The 21,005-nt window shown below is 64.0% G+C and carries 17 protein-coding genes; 7 read left to right on the forward strand and 10 right to left on the reverse strand.

Annotation, left to right across the window (positions count from 1 at the left end; all coding sequences use genetic code 11):
• Positions 1-9 precede the first annotated feature (9 nt).
• Positions 10-3,279, reverse strand: a complete 3,270-nt coding sequence (locus AB7G19_RS30855; RefSeq protein ID WP_441268723.1) for a DUF2126 domain-containing protein — start codon at positions 3,277-3,279, stop codon at positions 10-12.
• A gap of 263 nt (positions 3,280-3,542) precedes the next feature.
• Between AB7G19_RS30855 and AB7G19_RS30860 the strand changes: the two genes are divergently transcribed.
• Complete coding sequence (locus tag AB7G19_RS30860) at positions 3,543-4,469, forward strand: lipase family protein (protein ID WP_161495909.1); 927 nt, start codon at positions 3,543-3,545, stop codon at positions 4,467-4,469.
• Between the two features lie 13 nt (positions 4,470-4,482).
• Here AB7G19_RS30860 and AB7G19_RS30865 read toward each other — a convergent pair whose 3' ends face one another.
• The 8 genes from AB7G19_RS30865 to hpaR form a co-directional block, all read right to left on the reverse strand.
• Positions 4,483-6,006 (reverse strand): UxaA family hydrolase, encoded by a 1,524-nt coding sequence (locus tag AB7G19_RS30865; RefSeq protein ID WP_071915717.1) that lies wholly within the window; start codon positions 6,004-6,006, stop codon positions 4,483-4,485.
• 159 nt (positions 6,007-6,165) lie between these two features.
• Positions 6,166-6,942 (reverse strand): HpcH/HpaI aldolase family protein, encoded by a 777-nt coding sequence (locus AB7G19_RS30870; protein ID WP_028157190.1) that lies wholly within the window; start codon positions 6,940-6,942, stop codon positions 6,166-6,168.
• A gap of 128 nt (positions 6,943-7,070) precedes the next feature.
• Positions 7,071-8,156, reverse strand: coding sequence for a malate/lactate/ureidoglycolate dehydrogenase (locus tag AB7G19_RS30875; RefSeq protein WP_085403904.1), 1,086 nt, complete (start codon positions 8,154-8,156; stop codon positions 7,071-7,073).
• 15 nt (positions 8,157-8,171) lie between these two features.
• Positions 8,172-8,900: an ABC transporter ATP-binding protein gene (locus AB7G19_RS30880; protein ID WP_063986556.1), complete on the reverse strand. Its 729-nt coding sequence runs from the start codon at positions 8,898-8,900 to the stop codon at positions 8,172-8,174.
• Positions 8,900-10,678 (reverse strand): branched-chain amino acid ABC transporter ATP-binding protein/permease, encoded by a 1,779-nt coding sequence (locus AB7G19_RS30885; RefSeq protein WP_085403905.1) that lies wholly within the window; start codon positions 10,676-10,678, stop codon positions 8,900-8,902. Before AB7G19_RS30885 ends, AB7G19_RS30880 begins: the two co-directional genes overlap by 1 nt.
• A complete protein-coding gene (locus AB7G19_RS30890) occupies positions 10,675-11,547 on the reverse strand; it encodes a branched-chain amino acid ABC transporter permease (protein ID WP_071915720.1) in 873 nt (290 codons plus the stop codon). Before AB7G19_RS30890 ends, AB7G19_RS30885 begins: the two co-directional genes overlap by 4 nt.
• Before the next feature lie 83 nt (positions 11,548-11,630).
• A complete protein-coding gene (locus AB7G19_RS30895) occupies positions 11,631-12,776 on the reverse strand; it encodes an ABC transporter substrate-binding protein (RefSeq protein ID WP_085403906.1) in 1,146 nt (381 codons plus the stop codon).
• A 294-nt stretch (positions 12,777-13,070) separates the two neighbouring features.
• A complete protein-coding gene (gene hpaR, locus AB7G19_RS30900) occupies positions 13,071-13,586 on the reverse strand; it encodes a homoprotocatechuate degradation operon regulator HpaR (protein ID WP_085403907.1) in 516 nt (171 codons plus the stop codon).
• 111 nt (positions 13,587-13,697) lie between these two features.
• Here hpaR and hpaH point away from each other — a divergent pair, with 111 nt between their 5' ends.
• The 6 genes from hpaH (at position 13,698) to AB7G19_RS30930 (ending at position 20,289) form a co-directional block, all read left to right on the forward strand.
• Positions 13,698-14,504 carry a 2-oxo-hept-4-ene-1,7-dioate hydratase gene (gene hpaH, locus AB7G19_RS30905; RefSeq protein ID WP_085403908.1) on the forward strand — a complete coding sequence of 269 codons (807 nt, stop codon included), beginning with the start codon at positions 13,698-13,700 and terminating at the stop codon, positions 14,502-14,504.
• A gap of 30 nt (positions 14,505-14,534) precedes the next feature.
• On the forward strand, positions 14,535-14,933 hold the full coding sequence (locus AB7G19_RS30910; RefSeq protein WP_085403909.1) for a 5-carboxymethyl-2-hydroxymuconate Delta-isomerase: 399 nt from the start codon (positions 14,535-14,537) through the stop codon (positions 14,931-14,933).
• Positions 14,926-16,464 (forward strand): 5-carboxymethyl-2-hydroxymuconate semialdehyde dehydrogenase, encoded by a 1,539-nt coding sequence (hpaE, locus tag AB7G19_RS30915; RefSeq protein ID WP_085403910.1) that lies wholly within the window; start codon positions 14,926-14,928, stop codon positions 16,462-16,464. The genes AB7G19_RS30910 and hpaE overlap by 8 nt, the downstream gene beginning before the upstream one ends.
• Positions 16,465-16,591: 127 nt before the next feature.
• A complete protein-coding gene (gene hpaD / locus AB7G19_RS30920; protein WP_085403911.1) occupies positions 16,592-17,575 on the forward strand; it encodes a 3,4-dihydroxyphenylacetate 2,3-dioxygenase in 984 nt (327 codons plus the stop codon).
• Between the two features lie 194 nt (positions 17,576-17,769).
• Positions 17,770-18,639 carry a fumarylacetoacetate hydrolase family protein gene (locus AB7G19_RS30925; protein WP_085403912.1) on the forward strand — a complete coding sequence of 290 codons (870 nt, stop codon included), beginning with the start codon at positions 17,770-17,772 and terminating at the stop codon, positions 18,637-18,639.
• Positions 18,640-18,663: 24 nt separating this feature from the next.
• Positions 18,664-20,289: a thiamine pyrophosphate-dependent enzyme gene (locus tag AB7G19_RS30930; RefSeq protein ID WP_085403913.1), complete on the forward strand. Its 1,626-nt coding sequence runs from the start codon at positions 18,664-18,666 to the stop codon at positions 20,287-20,289.
• Positions 20,290-20,295: 6 nt separating this feature from the next.
• Here the strand turns inward: AB7G19_RS30930 and AB7G19_RS30935 are convergent, their stop codons facing one another.
• Positions 20,296-20,940: a hypothetical protein gene (locus tag AB7G19_RS30935; RefSeq protein WP_028146918.1), complete on the reverse strand. Its 645-nt coding sequence runs from the start codon at positions 20,938-20,940 to the stop codon at positions 20,296-20,298.
• Between the last annotated feature and the right edge of the window lie 65 nt (positions 20,941-21,005).

Here is a 21,005-nt window from a genome sequence, read left to right on the forward strand (position 1 = left end):
CCATCATTCTCATTGCAGGAGCGGGGTCCGCAAGTCGAGGGTCAGCGGAAACTCATTTGTGCGTTCCTCGGGCGGGGGCTGCATCGGACCCGGCGTATGGCCGTGGTCCTGAAAGCGCGCCAGCCGCCGCGCCTCGGCCTCGTAGGTGTTGACGGGCTTGGTGTCGTAGCTGCGCCCGCCGGGATGGGCGACGTGATAGACGCAGCCGCCCAGCGAGCGGCCGTTCCAGGTGTCGATCAGGTCGAAGGTCAGGGGCGCGTGAACGGGGATGGTCGGGTGCAGGCCGGAGGCCGGCTGCCAGGCCTTGAAGCGGACGCCGGCCACGGCTTCGCCCGAGCGACCGGTCGAGGTCATCGGCAGGCGGCGGCCGTTGCAGGTCACGATGTGGCGGCCCTCGACAAAGCCCTCAGCTTTCACTTGAAGTCGTTCGACCGAACTGTCGACGTAGCGCACCGTGCCGCCGGCCGAGCCCTCCTCGCCCAGCACGTGCCAGGGCTCCAGCGCCTGACGCAATTCCAGCGTCACGCCGCCATGATGGACGCGGCCGAAGGCGGGGAAACGGAATTCGAGCTGGGCCAGATACCATTCCGGCTCAAAGGGATAGCCGGACTGCTTCAACTCAGAAAGCACGTCAAGAAAATCCTGCCAGATGAAGTGAGGCAGCATGAAGCGATCATGCAGCGCAGTGCCCCAGCGCACGAACTTGCCTTGTTGCGGCTCGCGCCAGAATTTTGCGATCAGCGCGCGGATCAGCAACTGCTGCGCCAGCGACATGCGCGGATCGGGCGGCATTTCGAGCGCGCGGAATTCGACGAGGCCGAGCCGGCCAGTGGTGCCATCGGGCGAATAGAGCTTGTCGATGCAGATCTCGGCGCGGTGGGTGTTGCCGGTGATGTCGACGAGCAGGTGCCGGAACAGCCGGTCCACCAGCCACAGCGGCGTCTGGTAGCCCGGTGGCGGCACGTGCGAGAGCGCGATCTCGAGCTCGTAGATGCTGTCGTGCCGGGCTTCGTCGATGCGCGGCGCCTGGCTGGTCGGGCCGATGAACAGGCCGGAGAAGAAATAGGACAGTGACGGATGCCGCTGCCAGTACAGCACGAGGCTCTTCAAGAGATCAGGCCGGCGCAGGAACGGCGAGTCCTGCGGGCTGGAGCCGCCGACCACGACGTGGTTGCCGCCACCGGTGCCAGTGTGGCGGCCGTCGACCAGGAAGCGGTTGGCGCCGAGGCGTGTCTTGCCGGCGTCCTCATAGAGCCCGACGGTGATGTCGACCGCCTCGCGCCAGCTCTTGGCCGGCTGGATGTTGACCTCGATGACACCAGGGTCGGGCGTCACCTTGATCACCTCGATGCGCGGATCGAACGGCGGCGGATAGCCTTCGACGTGAACCTGGATCTGCATCTCCTCGGCGGTCGCTTCGAGGGCCGCGACCAGCTCGAGATAATCCTCGATGCGCTCCACCGGCGGCATGAAGGCGCAGAGCACGCCGTCGCGGACTTCGACCGACATCGCGGTGCGGACGGGGACGGACGTGTTGAGATGCTCGGGCGCGACCTGCGGCGGCGATTCCGGGCGCGCGGCGAGGGTGAACACCGGCAGCTTGCCCCGCGGCTCCAACGGATCCTGCTCGACGATGTAAGGATATTGGTTGGGCGGGATGTAGCCGAGCGAGCCGATCGGCAGGCGCAAGCCCAGCGGTGAATCGCCCGGCATCAGGAACAGATGATTGCGCCGGAGTTGCCAGCGCTCGCTGCGCCAGCGCGGCGGCGCGTTCCAGCGTTGCACCGGCAGCACGAAGCCACGCGGCGTGTTGAGGCCCTCGTCGAACACGCGCGCCATCCGCGCGCGGGCTTCGGGATCGGATAATTTGGAGTCGGACGGATCGACGTTGAGGGGAAGCTCGGCTTCCTTCTGGAGCCAGTACGCGGTGTCCTCATAGGCTGGGATGACGTAGCCGGGATCAAGTCCGAGCCGCGCCGCCGCGCCCTCCACGAATTCCTGGGCGTCCTTGACCTCGGCGCGCCGCGGATTCTCGATCCTGGCGATCAGATCGGCATTCTTCCAGATCGGTACGCCGTCCTTGCGCCAGTACAGGCCAAAGGCCCAGCGCGGCAGGCTTTCACCGGGATACCATTTGCCCTCGCCGAAGTGCAGCAGGCCACCCGGCCCGAAGCGCGTGTGCAAGCGGCGGATCAGATCGTCGGCGAGCGCGCGCTTGGTCGGGCCGACGGCCTCGGTGTTCCATTCCGCCGCTTCCAGATCGTCGACGGAGACGAAGGTCGGCTCGCCGCCCATGGTCAGCCGGACATCCTGCGCGGCGAGATCGCCGTCGACCTGCTCGCCGAGGTCATTGAGCCGCGTCCAGGATTCGTCGGAGAACGGCTTTGTAATGCGCGGCGCCTCGCGGATGCGCTTCACGCTCATGTCGAACTCGAACTCGACCTCGGCAAAGCCGGCGCCGCCGGAGATCGGCGCCGCCGAACGATAGTGCGGCGTGGCCGCAACCGGGATGTGCCCCTCGCCCGCGAGCATACCCGAGGTCGCGTCGAAGCCGATCCAGCCCGCGCCGGGCAAATAGACTTCGGCCCAGGCATGCAGGTCGGTAAAATCGTTCTCGACCTCTGGCGGTCCCTCGATCGGATCGATGTCGGGGCGTATCTGAATGAGATAACCGGAGACGAAACGGGCCGCGAGACCGAGATGACGGAAGGTCTGGATCAGGAGCCAGGCGGAGTCGCGGCACGATCCGGCACCGGAGGAGAGCGTCTCCTCCGGAGTCTGCACGCCGGGCTCCATGCGGATGATGTAACGGACGTGCTTTTGAAGCTCGCGATTGAGATCGACCAGGAAGTTGACGGTGTTCGGGGCTTCAGGTGGGATCGCGTCGAGAAATTTTGCGAACAGGCGATCGGGCTTGATGGTCTCGAGATACGGCGCGAGCTCGGTCTTCAGATCCTGCAAATACTCGAACGGAAAGCTGTCGGCATAAGGCTCGACGAAGAAGTCGAACGGGTTGACCACGGTCATCTGCGCCGTGAAATCGACCTCGAATTTCAGCTCGGTCGTCTTCTCCGGAAAGACGTAGCGCGCGAGCCAATTGCCCTGCGGATCCTGCTGCCAGTTCACGAAATGATTGGCCGGAGTGACCTTGAGCGAATAGCTCAGAACCGGCGTGCGCGTATGCGGCGCCGGCCGCAGGCGGATGGTCTGCGGGCCAAGATCGATCGGGCGGTCGTATTTGTAGTGCGTGACGTGGTGTAATGCGACGTAGATCGACACGGGGTGCGGTGCTCCAGCAGCTTTTTTGAGCAGAACACCGGTTCCGGGTGGGATCAAGCACTAACAACGGGCACGGGTTGCCTACGCCGCGGGCTGAATTGCGAGTTACACTTGCCGAAGTGATCTACCTATGATCGAATGAACCATTGCCTGCACAAGCCGCGCCCGACGCGCCGCTTTGCGCATGATGGACTCTCCCGTTCGTAATGGTTGCCGCGCAACGTCTCGACGCGTGGCGCGGCCTGAAAGAGGAGATGTTTCCGATGAGCTTTCTGGTCAGATTCCCGCGGGCTTCCTATCGCGCCGACGCGCTCGATGGTTTCACTGTCACTCCAGGTTTCACACCGGAAAACGCGCAAGCCATGATGTGGTTGTCGCAGCTCGCCTACGAGACCGACGACCGCGACAAGGTAGACAATATCCTGACGGCACTGGGGCTAGAGATGCGCGGCTTCGGTGCCGACACTCCCGCTACAGGTTTGGTACCGCCAAAAGCCCGCTTCATTGTCGCCGTCGGACGCGGCGCGACTTTCGTCACACTCTCCGGCACCGATCCGCTCAGTATCAAGGATTGGATCACCGACTTCACCCTCGCACCAAGTCAAAATGTTCTTCACAAGGGATTTGCCGAAGCCGTCGATGCAGTCCGATCAGACATCGAAGTCGCGATCAGGAGTGGCGGCGCCGGACAGCCGCTCTTCTTTACTGGACACAGCATGGGCGGCGCCTTGGCAAATATCTCAGCACTGCGGGCGTTGGATGCTGGCCTACGGGCAACCGCCATTTACACGTTTGGCGGGCCGCGAACCGGCGGTCAGGATTTCTTTGAAGCCTACGAGCCTCTCAGCGAAAGCACGTTCCGGCTCGTCAACGGTAACGACATCGTCCCGGCCGTTCCACCCAGCCTGCGAGGCAACTTCCGCCACGTCGGCCGAATGCTGCGTTGCGCGTCTGGCTCGACCTTCGCAGGTCAGGTGCCGGCGTCGAAAGAGGGAAACGACCCCAGCTTCAACCTAGTCGGGCTTGGTACCCTTCTTACCGGAGGCAATTTCCACCTGAAGATCCCAAGCATCGAGGAACTCCGCAACATCGACCCGCGGACGCTCGACCAATCCGACGTACTGCCCGGCTTCGTGCGCGACCATGTTCCGGCAAGCTACTTCCGGGCGTTGTCGGTCACCATTCCGTAACTGCCGCGTAGCCTCACATAGTCGCCCCGAGCACCCAGGGCGCGAATTCGGCACCGCCGAAATCGAAGCTCTCGCTCTTGGTCGGCTGTCCGGACGCCGTCTTCAGGATGAGCTCGAAGATGCGCTGGCCGCATTGCTCGACGCTCTCCTCGCCTTCGAGGATGGTGCCGCAATTGACGTCCATGTCCTCCTCCATGCGCTTGTACATGGGCGTGTTGGTGGCAAGCTTGATCGAGGGCGCCGGCTTGCAGCCGAACACGCTGCCGCGGCCGGTGGTGAAGCAGACCAGATTGGCACCGCCGGCGACCTGGCCGGTCGCCGCGACCGGATCGTAGCCGGGCGTGTCCATGAAGATGAAACCCTTCTTGGTGATGGGCTCGGCATAGCGCAGCACGTCGACGAGATTGGTGGTGCCGGCCTTGGCCATCGCGCCGAGCGATTTCTCCAAAATGGTGGTGAGGCCGCCGGCCTTGTTGCCGGGGCTCGGATTGGCGTTCATCTCGGCGCCCTCGCGCTCGGTATACGCGTCCCACCAGCGCATGAGATCGACCAGCTTCTCGCCGACCTCGCGGCTGACGGCGCGGCGCGTGAGCAGATGCTCGGCGCCATAGGTCTCCGGCGTCTCGGACAGGATCACGGTGCCGCCGTGACGGACGATGAGATCGCTGGCAGCCCCAAGCGCCGGATTCGCGGATACGCCGGAATAGCCGTCCGAGCCGCCGCATTGCAGGGCCACGGTGAGTTCGCTGACGGGCACGGATTCGCGCTTGACCTTGTTGGAGTCCGCGAGAGCTTCACGCACGAAGGCAATACCCGCTTCGACAGTCTTGCGGGTGCCGCCGACCTCCTGGATGTCCATCGCGCGCAGGCGGCCGGCGAGCTTCTGCTCCTCCATCAGGCCGCCGATCTGGTTCACCTCGCAGCCCAGCCCAAGCACGATGACGTGGGAGAAATTGACGTGACGCGCATAGCCACCGAGCGTGCGGCGGAGCAGCGCCAAGGGCTCGTTCTGCGTCATGCCGCAGCCGGTCTTATGGGTCAGCGCGACCACGCCGTCGACATTGGGGAAGTCGGCGAGCGGATTGTCGCCGGTGAACGGATTCTTCTTGAAGACGTCGGCGACGAGGCTTGCGACATGCGCGCTGCAATTCACCGAGGTGAGGATGCCGATATAGTTGCGCGTGGCGACGCGGCCATCCGGGCGGCGGATGCCCTCGAAGGTTGCCGGCAGATCGAAGTTCGGCGTCGGCTTGACGTCGGCGCAATAGGCATAGTCCTTGGAAAAATCGCCCATGCCGCAGTTCTGCGTATGCACGTGCTGGCCCGGCGCGATCGGCACCGTCGCAAAGCCGATGATCTGTCCGTAGCGCCTGACCGGCTCGCCCACTGCGATCGGCTTGATCGCGACCTTGTGGCCGGAGGGAATGCGCTCGACCGTGGTCACGCCGTCGGCAACCAATGTTCCCGGCGGCAGGCTCGCGCGCGCGATCAGCACGCCATCATCGGGATGGAGGCGAATGACGGGGCTGATGGTCATGGCAGGTCTCCTGTATCAAAACTATCGTGCCCCGGACGCAGCGCAGCGTGAAACGGTGCGCTGCTGAGCCGGGGCCCCATGTGTCGTTTCTTTCGCAAGCAACTGGGTCCCGGCTCTGCGAAGCGGCGCTAGGCGCCGCATCGCGTCCGGGACACGAGATCAGGCCTTCCCGGCCGAATCCTTGCGGGTCGCGTTGACCTGCATCTTGGCGTAGGTCGTCATCAGGCCGACTTCGTTGGACAACGTCACCAGCTTGAAGCCCATGTTGATCGCACGCGCTGCGCCTTCCGCACCGCTGCAATGGATGCCCGGGTTGAGACCGCGCTTGGCGCATTCCTTGATGATCTTGTCGTAGATCGCGAGAATCTCCGGCTCGGTGCGGTCGAGCTTGGGCTCGAGGCCGTAGGAGAAGCCGAGATCGGACGGGCCGATATAGACGCCATCGATGCCCTCGACGTCGAGGATCGCTTCCATGTTCTCGACCGCGGTCCTGGTCTCCATCATCGGCAGCAGGATGGTGTCGGCATTCGCGGTCTTCTGGTAGGAGCCCGCGGTGCCGTACATGCCGGCGCGGATCGGGCCGTTGGAGCGGACGCCCTGCGGCGGATACTTGGAATAGGAAACGAGGTTCTTGGCCTCCTGCGCCGTGTTGACCATCGGGCAGATCACGCCATAGGCGCCGCCGTCGAGCACCTTGCCGATGATGCCGGGCTCGTTCCAGGGCACGCGGACCATCGGGGTCACGGGATGCTTGTCCATGGCCTGGAAGCACTGCACCATCGAGAGATAGTCCTGCACGCCGTGCTGCATGTCGACGGTGACGCTGTCGAAGCCGCATTGCGCGATCATCTCGGCGGAGAAGCCGGAGGGAATTGCGAGCCACGCGTTGACCACGGCCTTGCCCGACTTCCAGATTTCCTTGACCTTGTTCGCCACGTTGCCTTCCTTCTTTTGTTGCTTGGACCGTTGTTTGGACCTTCGTCACCATGACGAGCGCCGCGACAGCACGGCTCTGCTGTTACCGCGAACCGGGGCTCCGCGCTACGCTCGCAATGACGCAAGGCCTATGCGGTCGCCCGCTGGATGCTGACTTCGCTGACGCCGACCTCGCGGGCGGTGTTCACTATTGCCGCCCAGGTGTCATCCGGCAAGGGGATGCCGTTCTTGGTGCGCTCGGCCCGGGTTTTCCGCTCGGGATCGCCGGGAATCAGCACCTGATCGACCCCTGCCATCGGCTTGGTGGCACGGATGAAGTCCGTATAGCGCGATACCTCTGCGTCGAACACATGGGAGGTATCAATCACCTTCGGATCGACATAGAACGCCAGCATGCCGTTGGCAAAGCGCCGCCCGCCCGAGGTGGCCCCGGTTCCGGTCAGCGCGCCGCCGAGCAGCTCGCACATGAAGGCCAGACCCGAGCCTTTGTGGTCGCCGAAGGCACGGATCGCGCCGGTGCCCTTGGTGTGATCGCGCGGCCCTTCCGGCGTGAAGGGCCCGTAGAGCACGGTCGGGTCCTCGCTCAGGGTCCCGTCGGCATCGACCAGTGCGCCCTTCGGCAGCTTCTTGCCGCCGCGGCTCGCGACCAGCACCTTGCCTTCGGCGACGACCGAGGTGGCGAAATCCAGCACGATCGGATCCTGCCCCTCGCGCGGGATGCCGACGCAGTAAGGCGCGGTGGAGAGCCGCTTCTCGACGCCGCCGAACGGCGCCACCAGCAGCGAGCCGGCCGCATTGACGAAATGCACCGAGACCAACCCTTCGGCGGCAGCCATCTCGGCCCAGTCGCCGACGCGGCCGATATGACCGGCATTGCGCAGCGCAACCGCGGCAAGGCCCGCCTTCTTGCATTTCTCGATGCCGATCCGGACCGCCTGCGGCGTCACGGTCTGGCCATAGCCGAACTTGCCGTCGACCACCGCGAGCGAAGGCGTGTCGACAACCACCTCTGCGTTCTGGTTCGGGACCACGAAACCCGTCTTCTTCCAGCGGATGTAGACTGGCACGCGGATCACGCCGTGGCTGTCATGGCCGGTGAGATTGGCCGTGGTGAGATAGGTCGCGATCCGCTTCGCTTCCTCCGGCGAGGAGTCTGCGTGACCAAACACCTCGCCGACGAAGTCGATGAGGTTCTGGACCTGGATCGTGACCATCAAGAAACTCCCCGGTTAAGCATTCACCTTGGCATGGCCGCCGAGATAGGCGGCGCGGATCGCTTCGTTGCCCCAGAGCGCGTCGGGCTTGCCGCCGAGCACGATGCGGCCGGTTTCGAGCACATAGCCGTAATCGGCCACCGACAGGCCCATGCGCGCGTTCTGCTCGACGAGCAGCACCGTCGTGTTGCGCCGGATCTCCGAGATGATCTTGAACACGGCCTGCACGATGACGGGCGCAAGACCAAGCGAGGGCTCGTCGAGCAATAACAGCCGCGGCTTGGCCATCAAGCCGCGCGCAACCGCCACCATCTGCAACTGGCCGCCGGACAGCGTCCAGCCGAGTGCGTTGGTGAACTTCCGGATGTCAGGGAACAGGTCGAACATCGCGTCCGCCTCCCGCGAGATCTCCGAGGTCGGCGCGCGGCGATTGGACGCGCCGAGCATGATGTTCTCTTTCACGGTGAGACCCGGGAAGACCCTGCGGCCTTCCGGCACGTGCGAGATGCCCATGCGGACGATCGCTTCCGGACCAAGACCTGCGATCGACTTGCCGTCGAACAGGATGTCGCCGGAGGTCGGCTTGGCGAGGCCGGAGATGGCGCGCAGCGTAGTGGACTTGCCAGCGCCGTTGGCCCCGAGCAGCGTCACCACCTGCCCCTGCTCCACCGCGCAGGTCACCCCGCGCAGCGCTTCGATCTCGCCGTAGCGCACCACCAGATTGCGGATTTCGAGCAACGGCATCATTCGCTCCCGAGATAGGCGGAGACGACGTCGGGATGACGCAGCACGGCCAGGGATTCGCCGTCCGCGATACGGCGTCCGAAGTTGAGCACGGTGATGTGCTGGGCCGCTTCCGAGACCAGCGTCATGTCGTGATCGATGATCAGGATCGTCAGGCCCTGCGCCGCGATGCGCTTGAGCAGCTCGTGCAGTTCCAGCTTCTCGGTTGAGTTGAGGCCGGCAGCGGGCTCGTCGAGCAGCAGCAGCGTCGGGTTCGAGGCCAGCGCACGGGCAATCTCGATCAGCCGCTGATGGCCGTAGGAGAAGCTCGAGATCAGCTCGTTGGCCCGGCTGCCGAGCCCGACGAAGGTCAGCGCCTCCATCGCCCGCTCGGTCAGGGCGTCGTCGCCCTTCCCGACCATGGTGTTGCCGGGCCGCTCGGCGCCGATCTCGACATTCTCCAGCGCCGTCATCGAACGGAACAGGCGAATGTTCTGGAACGTGCGGCCGAGACCAGACGCCGTGCGCTGATGCGGCGGCATGTGGGTGATGTCGGTGCCGTCGAGCACGATCCTGCCGGCTGTCGCTTCATAGAGACCCGAGAGCACGTTGAGCGTCGTGGTCTTGCCCGAGCCGTTCGGCCCGATCAGCGCATGCACGCCGCCGCGCTTCACGGCGATGTCGACGCCGTCGACGGCCTTGAGACCGCCGAAATGCTTCGACAGGCCGGTGACTTCCAGCACCGTGTCGCCGCCGATCGTCGCCGGCTTCAATTGCAGGGCAGCCGCTGCCGGCGGCGCCTTGATCTTGGCGCGCCAGCGCGTGAAGGCGTCCGCAACAAAGCCCCAGATGCCGTCGGGCATGAAGCGGATGATCAGGATCACGAACAGGCCGTAGATCGCGAGATACAGGCCCGGCACGCTCTTGAGGAAGCGCAGCCATTCCGGGATCAGGATCAAGAGACCCGTGCCGATGGCAGAACCGATCGGCGAGGCCACGCCGCCGAGCAGCGACATGGTCAGGAACACGATCGATTCTGCAAAGGAGAACTGATCGGGGCTGACATAGGCGAAGCCGCCGGCAAACAATCCGCCCGCGAGCCCGCCGAGCAGCGCACAGAGCGCGAAGGCGTAGATCTTGGTGCGGAAGACGTCGATGCCGTTGACGCCGGCCGCAAGCTCGTTGTCGCGCACGGCGCGCATGGCGCGGCCGAGCTTGGTGTCGGAGAGATGCCAGACCAGGTAGCCGACGATCGCCAGCATCGCCACGCAGAAGGCGAGATAGCTCTGCGACGACTGGAACAGGTCGGGACGCTTAATGTTGGGGACGCCGTCGGGACCGCGCGTGAGCCAGATCGCGTTGATCATCACCAGCGTGACGATCTGCTGGAACGAGATCGTCACCATCGCAAGATAATGGCCGCCGAGCCGCAGCGTGGACATGCCGAGGAACGCGCCCGCGAGCAGCGAGATCACGCAGCCGCCGACGAGACACAGCCAGAAGCTGAGCTGCAGATCCGTCGTGCCCATGCCGACCGCATAGGCGCCGAGCCCGAAGAACGCCGCCTGCGCCAGATTGATCTGGCCGCACAGGCCGAGCACGACGGAGAGGCCGAACACCGCGATCGAGAACGTGGTGGCCTGCAGCAGGATGTTATGGACGTATCCGTCGAAGCGCATGTTGGCCGCGAGCGCGACCAGGATCGCCGCGCCGATGAAGTACGGCAGGTGCCGGATCACGAGCGGTTTCGAACGGATGGCGGGCGCCGGAATCGGCATGTTGTCGCTGGGTGCGCTCATGCCTTTTCCGCCACGCGTTCGCCGAAGATGCCTTGCGGCCGGAAGATCAGGAAGGCGACCAGCACCAGGAAGGCGAAGCCGTCCTTGTAGGGCACCGAGATATAGGCCGCACCAAAGGTCTCGATCACGCCGAGCGCAAGACCGCCGATGATGGCGCCGGCAACGTCGCCGAAGCCGCCGATGATGGTGGCCGCGAACGCCTTCAGCGCGATCGTCGAGCCCATCTGGATCGAGACGAACAGCACGGGTGCGACGAGGATGCCGGCAAGGCCGCCAAGCACCGCCGAATAGATGAAGGTGATCATGATCATGGTGGAGACGGAAATGCCGAGCAGCGAGGCCATTTCCTTGTCCTGCGAGGTCGCCTGCAGCTTCTTGCCGAGCAGCGTCTTCTCGAAGAACCAGAAATTGAAGATCACGAGGCAGATGGTGACGCCGATGATCAGGAGATACTGGCTGTCGAGATAGACCGGGCCGACTTGAATGCCGGGCGTTTCAAACCAGCCTTCCAGCACCTGCGGCTGCGGACCGTAGATCGCGAGCACGGAATTGGCGAGCAGGATCGAGGCGCCGATGGTGGCGATGATCACAGGCAGATAGGTGCGGTGACGCAGCGGATAATAGACGCCGAGATTGAAGATGACACCGAGCAGCGCCATGCCGAGCAGCGCGACGATGAAGGCCGCCCAATAGGGCAGACCGGCTTCGACCGCGACGACCATCAGATAGGCCGCGACCATGGAGAATTCGCCCTGGGCAAAATTCACCACGTTGGTGGCACGGAAGATCAGCACGAAGCCAAGCGCGACGAGCGCGTAGACGGCGCCGATACCGATGCCGGTAAAAAGGAGTTGTAGGGCGAGATCCATGACAAGCTTCTGTTGGAGGTCGGATGCGTTCGCCGAAAGACGGTTCGACCTCCCCGATCGAAATCGGGGAGGCCGTTTCAACGTCAGTCGTTGAACTCGATGTGCTTGTCGAAGACGATGCTGCCCTTCTCGTTCTTCACGATGTTGTAGCCGTGGAGACCATCGCCGTTCTGGTCGAAATTGTATTCGCCCTCGGCACCCGGGAACTTCTTGATCGCGAGGATGGCTTCGCGGACCTTGGCCGGATCGGTCGTGCCGGCCTTGTTGATGGCCGCCGACAAGACGCTGATGGCGTCGAAGGTCCAGGAGCTCTGGTTGTCGGGCGCGACCTTGACCGCATCGCGGTAGATCTTGCCGAATGCCTTCGAACCTTCACTGGAATCCTCGGCATAGTCCGCCACGCCATACGTGTTGTAGAGCGCGGGACCTGCGAGCTTCAGCGCGGTGATGTTGACGATCGAAGGCGAGCCGACCCACGGGATGTTGACGCCGAGCTGACGGAGCTGGCGGGCGAAGATGCCGAGATCGTTCTCGAACGTGAAGTAGGAACCGAGGATGTCGGCGCCGGACTGCTTGATCGCGAGCACGACCGGGGTGAAGTCCTGGCTCTGGTTGGCGTAGCCTTGGTCGAGCACCGAGGGGGCACCGAGCTTTTCGAGCGCGGCGGTCAACGCCTTGCCGCCGGCGGTGCCAAAAGCGTCGGTCGAGTGCAGCACGGCCCACTTTTTCTTGCCGAGCGTATTGACGCCGTATTCGGCGATGACGCGACCGGAATAGCTGTCATTGGGGCGGCAGCGGAACAGCCACTGATTGCCCATGTGGGTGAGGTTAGGATCGGTGCCGCCGATCATCACGGGCTTGCCAAGCTTGATCACGTCGGGCGCCATCGCGTGCACCTGGGTCGAACGGATCGAGCCGAGGAACCCGACGATGTCGGACTGCGCGGCGAGCTTGGAGAAAGCGAGCACGATGCCGGGATTGGTGGTCTGGTCGTCCTCGACGATCAACTCGCCTTGTTTTCCCAGGATACCGCCGGCTTTGTTCACAGCTTCGAGCGCGAGCTTGGCGCCCTTGATGGCGTAACCGCCGGATTCAGCGGCGGGACCGGTGACGGGCGCGCACATGCCGATCTTGATGGTGGCGCCTTGCGCATGCGCGCTCTTGATGAGGTATGGCGCGGCAATGCCGGCAGCAATTCCGGCCGCGAAGTCGCGTCTCGTCAGTCTCATTCATTCCTCCCTGGGGCCGGGCATCCTTGTCGGCCCTTCTTGGTCTTGGCTCTATCGCTGAATACAGAACCGGATGCTACTTACGAATTCTGCCGATACGAGTAAATTGATATTGCGCCAACATCGACTAACTGCGCAGAGCGCGCACCCAATAGTGATCAACACCCGCGACGGCTGTCTATTCTCAGCGATTTCTCACGGCATTTTCACGCATTTCGTGGCGATCGCGCTGCCCACGCATTATGCAATGATGACAGTCATGCGTAGTTGGAAAGTGATCATGCAAATTTGCCGTTACGTTTCATCCGTGACGTCACTCGCGCCCGTGGAAGCGAGACACGATTCCAACTGACCGAGCATCTCCTGCAACTCGGCGAGCTTGCGCGCGCCGAAGCGTTGCGTGATCTCGGCGTAGATCGCTTCCGAGGATGGGGCGACCGCGGCCATCAGCTTCACGCCCTCCTTCGAGATCGAGACCATGCTGCGGCGCTGGTCCGCCTTCGCGGTCTTGCGCTCGATCAGATTGCGCGCCTCGAGATCGCGCAGGATGCGCGACAGGCTCGGGCCGAGGAGAAATGCCGTGCGCGCGAGCTCTGTCACCTCCGCGGCCTCGATGGCTGCCAGTGCGCGGAGGATGCGCCATTGCTGCTCGGTCAGGCCGTGCTCGCGCAGCTTGGGACGAAATTGCCGCATCACCGCTTCACGCGCCCTGAGCAGCGACATCGGCAGCGAGCGCGAGAAGTCGCGCATCGGCACCTGCCGTGCGGCGGGCTCACTTCCGTTCGCGGGATCAGCCGGTCTCTTCGCCATGTCGTCCTTTCAAGCCGCAAAATGTTTGCAGTGCAGCAAACCCAAATTGTGTTTGACGCATTCACTTAACATGTTAAGTATCTCCGGGCACCACGATTTGTAAGATCACAGATGGCGCTTTCCAACGACGATATCCAAGCTTGCGCGAACCGTCTGCATCAGGCGGAGAAGACCCGCACCCAGATCCGGCAGCTCTCGCAGGATTTTCCAGGCATTACCATCGCTGACGCCTACGCGATTCAAAAGGCCTGGGTCGACCTCAAGCTCGCGGAGGGCCGCACCGTCAAAGGCCACAAGATCGGCTTGACCTCGAAGGCGATGCAGAGCGCGCTCAATATCGACGAGCCGGATTCAGGCGTGCTGCTCGACGACATGTTCTTTGCCGATGGCGGCCTTGTCCCGACCGAGCGCTTCATCGCCACGCGCGTCGAGGCCGAGCTCGCCTTCGTCATGAGCAAGCGCCTCGCGGGGCCGGACTGCACGATGTTCGACGTGCTCAACGCCACCGACTTCGTCGTGCCGGCGCTGGAAATCCTGGACACGCGCATCGAGCGCGTCGATCCCAAGACCAAGGCGACGCGAAAGATTTTTGACACCATCGCCGACAACGCGGCGAATGCCGGCATCGTGCTCGGCGGACGGCCGATCCGCCCGCTGGACGCCGACCTGCGCTGGATCGGCGCGCTCTGCTTCAGGAACGGCCAGCTCGAGGAGACGGGCCTTGCCGCCGGCGTGCTCAATCATCCCGCGACTGCGGTGGCCTGGCTCGCCAACAAGATCGCGCCGCTCGGCCTTGCGCTCGAGCCCGGGCAGGTCGTGCTCGCCGGCTCCTTCATCCGTCCGATCGAGACCCGCAAGGGCGACACAATTCAGGCCGATTATGGCGCCTACGGCTCGGTGAGCTGCTACTTCGCTTAGACGAACAAAAAAACAGGGAGTGAAACCGCGATGCCGCATTTCACCATCGAATATTCGGCCAATCTCGACGGCCGCCTCGACATCGGCGCCGTCTGCGAGGTGGTGCGGAAGGCGGCAGTCGAGACCGGCATCTTCCCGCTCGGCGGCATCCGCGTCCGCGCTGTCAGGTGCGAGCACTACGCGATCGCGGACGCGCGGCAGGACTACAGCTTTCTCGACATGGTCCTGCGCATCGGCGAAGGCCGCGACCTTCCCACGCGTCAGAAAGCCGGCGAGCACGTCTTCCAGGCGCTTTCAAAACATCTCGATCCCGTCTTCGCCGCCAGCAAGTTCGCCCTGTCGTTCGACATGCAGATCAACGACAAGGACACCAGCTGGAAGCGCAACAACATCCACGACGCCCTGAAAGTGGAGGCTGCCCATGGATAAGCCCACGCCGAAAGCCGATGTGTTCCAGGCCAATCGCGACCGCGCAGCACCGCTGCTGAAGAAGCTGCGGGCCGACGGCATCGGCCACATGATCGACGGCAAGATCGTCGCCTCGATCTCCGGTGAGACATTCGAGACGAAGTCGCCGGTCGATGGCGCCACGCTCGCGAGCGTCGCACGCGGCAACGCCGAGGACATCGACGCCGCAGCCACCGCCGCTGCGCTGGCCTTCAAGTCCTGGCGCGACATGGGACCGGCGATGCGGAAGAAGCTGCTGCACCGCGTCGCCGACGCGATCGAGGACAATGCCGAAGACATCGCGGTGCTCGAATGCATCGACACCGGCCAAGCCTATCGCTTCATGGCCAAGGCCGCGATCCGCGCCGCCGAGAATTTTCGCTTCTTCGCCGACAAATGCGCCGAGGCGCGCGATGGCCAGAACACGCCGAGCGACGAGCACTGGAACGTCTCGACCCGCGTGCCGATCGGCCCGGTCGGCGTGATCACGCCGTGGAACACGCCGTTCATGCTCTCGACCTGGAAGATCGCGCCGGCACTGGCCGCGGGCTGCACCGTCGTGCACAAGCCGGCCGAATGGTCGCCGGTGACGGCCGCCGTTCTGGCAAGGCTCGTCAAGGAAGCCGGCGTTCCCGACGGCGTGCTCAACACCGTGCACGGTTTTGGCGAGGAGGCCGGCAAGGCCCTGACCGAGCATCCCGCGATCAAGGCGATCGGCTTCGTCGGCGAGAGCGCGACGGGATCGGCGATCATGGTTCAGGGCGCGCCGACCTTGAAGCGCGTGCATTTCGAGCTCGGCGGCAAGAACCCGGTGATCGTGTTCGACGACGCCGATCTCGACCGCGCGCTCGATGCCGTCGTGTTCATGATCTACTCGCTCAACGGCGAGCGCTGCACGTCGTCGAGCCGTCTGCTGATCCAGCAAGACATTGCCGAGACATTCATCGAGAAGCTGACCGCGCGCGTGAAGGCACTCAAGGTCGGCCATCCGCTCGATCCCGCCACCGAGATCGGGCCGCTGATCCACGAGCGGCACCTGGCCAAAGTGTGCTCCTATTTCGACGTCGCGCGGCAGGACGGCGCGACGATCGCAGTCGGCGGCAAGGCCTATGACGGCCCGGGCGGCGGACATTACGTCGAGCCGACACTGGTGACCGGCGCAACCGGCAAGATGCGCGTGGCGCAAGAGGAAGTGTTCGGCCCCTTCCTCACCGTGCTGCCCTTCAAGGACGAGGCCGACGCCATCGAGATCGCTAACGACACCCGCTACGGCCTGACCGGCTATGTCTGGACCAACGACGTCGGCCGCGCACTGCGCGTTGCCGACGCGCTGGAGGCCGGCATGATCTGGCTGAACTCGGAAAACGTCCGCCATCTGCCGACGCCGTTCGGCGGCATGAAGGCCTCAGGCATCGGCCGCGATGGCGGCGACTACTCGTTCGACTTCTACATGGAAACCAAGCACGTCTCGCTGGCGCGGGGCACGCACAAGATTCAGAAACTGGGAATTTGATTGTCATTCCGGGGCGCGCGGAGCGCGAGCCCGGAATCCATTCATCCACCAACTCTGCTGCGCGATGGATTCCGGGCTCGGCTCTGCGAGCCGCCCCGGAATGACAGAAGACCGAGGGGAAACGCCGATGCCCGTACCGCAACACATCTTCGAACCGCCGTTCAACATCATCCGCTCCAGCCACGTCGTGCTCGACGTGACTGACCTGAAGCTCAGCCGCGAATTCTACGAGACCACCGTCGGCCTGCATGTCGAGGATGCCGACGACAAGGTCGTCTATCTGCGCGCAGCCGAGGAGCACCAGCATCACTCGCTGGTGCTGCGCAAGGCGGCGGTGCCCGCCTGCGCCCGGCTCGGCTTCAAAGTCGGCAACGACAAAGACCTCGACAAGGCCGCCTCCTTCCTTTCGGAGAACGGTCTCTCTTACGCCTTCGTCGACCAGCCCTTCCAGGGCCGCACGCTGCAATTCACCGACCCCTTCGGCTTCCAGATCGAGCTCTACGCCGCGATGGACCGGCGCCCGCATCTGCTTCGCCGCTACGATCTCTACAGGGGATGCCATCCACAGCGGCTCGATCATTTCAACGTCTTCGCCGCCGAGGTGCAGGACACCGTCGAGTTCTACGCGCGGCTCGGCTTCCGCCTCACCGAATATGCCGAGGAGGACGGACCGAACGGGCGCATTGCGGCTGCCTGGATGCATCGCAAGGGCAATGTCCACGACTTCGCCATCACCAACGGCAAGGGCCCTCGCCTGCACCACTTCGCCTACTGGACGCCGACGGCGATGAACATCATCCATCTCTGCGACGTGATGGCCTCGCAAGGCTTCGTCAAGAACATCGAGCGCGGCCCGGGACGCCACGGCATCTCGAATGCGTTCTTCCTCTACGTGCGCGACCCCGACGGGCACCGCCTCGAACTCTACACCAGCGACTACTTCACCGGCGATCACGACCACGAGCCGCTGCGCTGGTCGCTGCGCGATCCGCGCCGCCAGACGCTGTGGGGCGCGCCGGCGCCGCGGTCCTGGTTCGAGCAGGGCTCGCCGTTCAGCGGGCAGGCCGTGCGTGAGCCGAAGTTCGTCGCCGACGTGCTGGTGGCGGATTAATGCCGATGACAGGCAAAGCCTCTCTCTTCGTCGTCCCTGCCTAGTGCGCAATTGCGCACGGGAGCAGGGACCCATAACCACAGGGAGGAGTTTGGTGAAGACCCGTTGTTCGGTACTCCTACCTCATCCAATCGATAGATTCCGCGGTATGGGTCCCGGCGTTCGCCGGGACGACAGGAAGTGAAGAGTCACCAATGAAGCTCCCTCGCCTCGCCACCTATTCCGTCAAGGGTGAAACCAAGTACGGCGCCGTCCTTGAGGGCGGCATCGTCGATCTCTCCGCACGCCACGCAAAAGACTATCCGACGCTGCGCGAAGTGATCGCCGCCGGAAAGCTCGTGGGCCTTGCCGAGGAGGCAGCCAGCCTGACGCCAGACCATGCGCTCGGCGACATCACCTGGCTGCCGCCCGTGCCCGCGCCGGAAAAGATCATCTGCATCGGCGTCAACTATCCCGACCGCAATGCCGAGTACAAGGACGGCCAGGAGGCGCCGAAATATCCGAGCATGTTCATGCGCTCGCCCCGCTCCTTCGTCGGCCACGAGACGCCGCTGGTGCGCCCGCGCGCGTCAGCGCAGCTCGACTACGAAGGCGAGATCGTGCTTGTGATCGGCAAGGCCGGCCGGCACATCGCGGAAAGTGCCGCGCTCGACCACATCGCGGCGCTCACGCTCTGCAACGAAGGCTCGGTGCGCGACTGGCTGCGCCACGCCAAGTTCAATGTCACGCAGGGCAAGAATTTTGATTCCAGCGGCAGCCTCGGCCCGTGGCTCGTGCCCTACACGCGGGAATCGCAGATCGCCGACATTCGTCTGACCACGCATGTCAACGGCGAGCTCAGGCAGGAGGACCGGACCAGCCGGCTGATGTTCCCGTTCCGCTATCTCATCAGCTATATCTCGACCTTCGCGACGCTGGTCCCCGGTGACATCATTGTGACGGGCACGCCGACAGGTGCCGGTGCGCGGTTCGATCCGCCGCGCTATCTGACGCCCGGCGATGTCATCGAGGTCGAAGCCGAAGGCATCGGCATGCTACGGAATGGCGTCGTCGACGAAGCCTGACAACAATCGAAATGGAATAGTGCAATGACCACCCTCACCGGCGGCGAAGCGATCGTAAGCGGCCTTGTCGCCCACGGCGTCGACACCGTGTTCGGCCTGCCCGGCGCGCAGGTCTACGGCCTGTTCGACGCCTTCCACCAGGCCCAGCTCAAGGTGATCGGCGCGCGGCACGAGCAGGCCTGCGGCTACATGGCGTTCGGCTATGCGCGCTCCAGCGGCAAGCCCGGTGTGTTCAGCGTGGTGCCCGGCCCCGGCGTGCTCAACGCGAGTGCGGCGCTGCTGACCGCCTACGGCTGCAACGAGCCGGTGCTGTGCGTCACCGGCCAGGTGCCGACGCAATTTCTCGGCAAGGGCCGCGGCCATCTGCACGAGATGCCGGACCAGCTCGCGACCTTGCGCACCTATGTGAAGTGGGCGGATCGGATTGAAACGCCCGGCAACGCGCCGACCACCGTGTCGCGCGCCTTCCAGGAAATGACGTCCGGCCGTCGCGGCCCCGCCTCGGTCGAGATGCCCTGGGACGTCTTCACCCAGCGCGCGGACACCTGTGCCGCGAAGGTGCTGGAGCCGCTGCCCGCGCCACTCCCCGATCCTGATCTGATCACCCAGGCGGCCGCGGTGATCAGGAGCAGCAAGGCGCCGATGATCTTTGTCGGCAGCGGCGCGATCGAGGCGCGCGACGAAATCCTCGAGCTCGCCGAGATGATCGATGCACCCGTCGTCGCCTTCCGCAGCGGGCGCGGCATCGTCTCCAACGCGCATGAGCTGGGGCTCACGATGGCTGCCGCCTACAAGCTATGGCCGAAGACCGATCTCATGATCGGCATCGGCTCGCGGCTGGAGCTGCCAACCATGTCGCGCTGGCCGTATCGTCCCGACGGATTGAAGAGCATCCGCATCGACATCGATCCCGTCGAGATGCGGCGCTTCATCTCCGACACCGCCATCGTCGCCGATGCCAAGACCGCGACCGCCGATCTGATCCAAGCGGTCAGCAAGGCCGGCTACGGCAAGACCGCCGGCCGCCGCGCCGCGATCCGCGAGGCCACCGCGACCGCGCTGGCAGAGATCCAGAGCATCCAGCCGCAGATGGCCTATCTCAACATCCTGCGCGAGGTGCTGCCGGCGAACGCGATTGTCACCGACGAATTGTCGCAGTTCGGTTTCGCGTCCTGGTACGGCTTTCCGATCTACGAGCCGCGCACCTTCATCACGTCAGGCTATCAGGGAACGCTCGGCTCGGGCTTCCCGACCGCGCTTGGTGCCAAGGTGGCCAATCCCGACAAGCCCGTGGTGGCGATCACCGGCGACGGCGGCTTCATGTTCGGCGTGCAGGAGCTTGCCACCGCCGTGCAGTTCAACATCGGCGTGGTGACGCTGGTGTTCAACAACAACGCCTATGGCAATGTCCGCCGCGACCAGCGCGAGCGCTTTAACGGCCGCGTGGTCGCGTCCGATCTGGTCAATCCGGATTTCGTCAAGCTCGCGGAGTCCTTTGGTGTGGCGGCCGCGCGTGTCACCGCGCCGGACCAGTTCAAGGCGGCGATGGAAAAGGCGCTGGCCCATGACGGGCCATATCTGATTTCGGTGGAAGTGACGCGGGATTCGGAAGTCAGCCCGTGGGCGTTCATTCATCCGCCGAAGCCGTAGAGCTTCTCACGGGCTCTTCCCAGTCGCCGCCTCGCCCGGCGAGCCGATCATGTCATCGGCCACGCGAGAAATCAGGTCCTCGATACCGGTGGGAAAACTTATGCCGTGAGCATCCTCGTCAGCCATGTATACGATGGCGCGCTCCGGCCTGGAAGGTATCCAAAACTCGTACTTGGCGCGCCACAATACCAAATGAGCAAAAAGCGTCTGCAATCTTACTGAGAGCTCTTTGGCCTGTTGTTGTCTGCCTCCGCCTTTGAAATAATCGTCCTTCGAAAGCCAATCGATGATTTGCAAGTTCAGTGGGTACAAACAGTTGCTCGTATAATTGCGGATGACGCCATGCTCTAACTTCTGTCGGTCGTCCAAAGAGAGATATCCGTGGGCAAGAACGTTGTCATACGACCCATCTAGCTCCGGATGAGCACGAGTGATTTCGTCGCAGAGCCGCCGTGCCAGCGCGTTCTGTATAATGAAGGCCTTCCTCGTCGCCAGCAGCAGGGATAGCAGGTGAACAAGCTGAGCGCGCCGCGCAGTACGGGCCGCCCTCCATTGAAGAGCACTTTCGATCGCAAGCTTCGAGACATACCCCAAGGCTGCAATCACAGCACCGATCAGCGCCGTGCTCAGCCATCCCGGTATTTGCTGCATGGGCCCCTCGACTTTCGTACTCGGGTAGCCCCAAGTCTAGCCGATTTCCTGCGAGCAAGCACTCT

It is taken from the genome of Bradyrhizobium sp. 215_C5_N1_1 (genome assembly GCF_052075935.1).
GTDB classification, from domain to species: Bacteria; Pseudomonadota; Alphaproteobacteria; order Rhizobiales; family Xanthobacteraceae; genus Bradyrhizobium; species Bradyrhizobium barranii.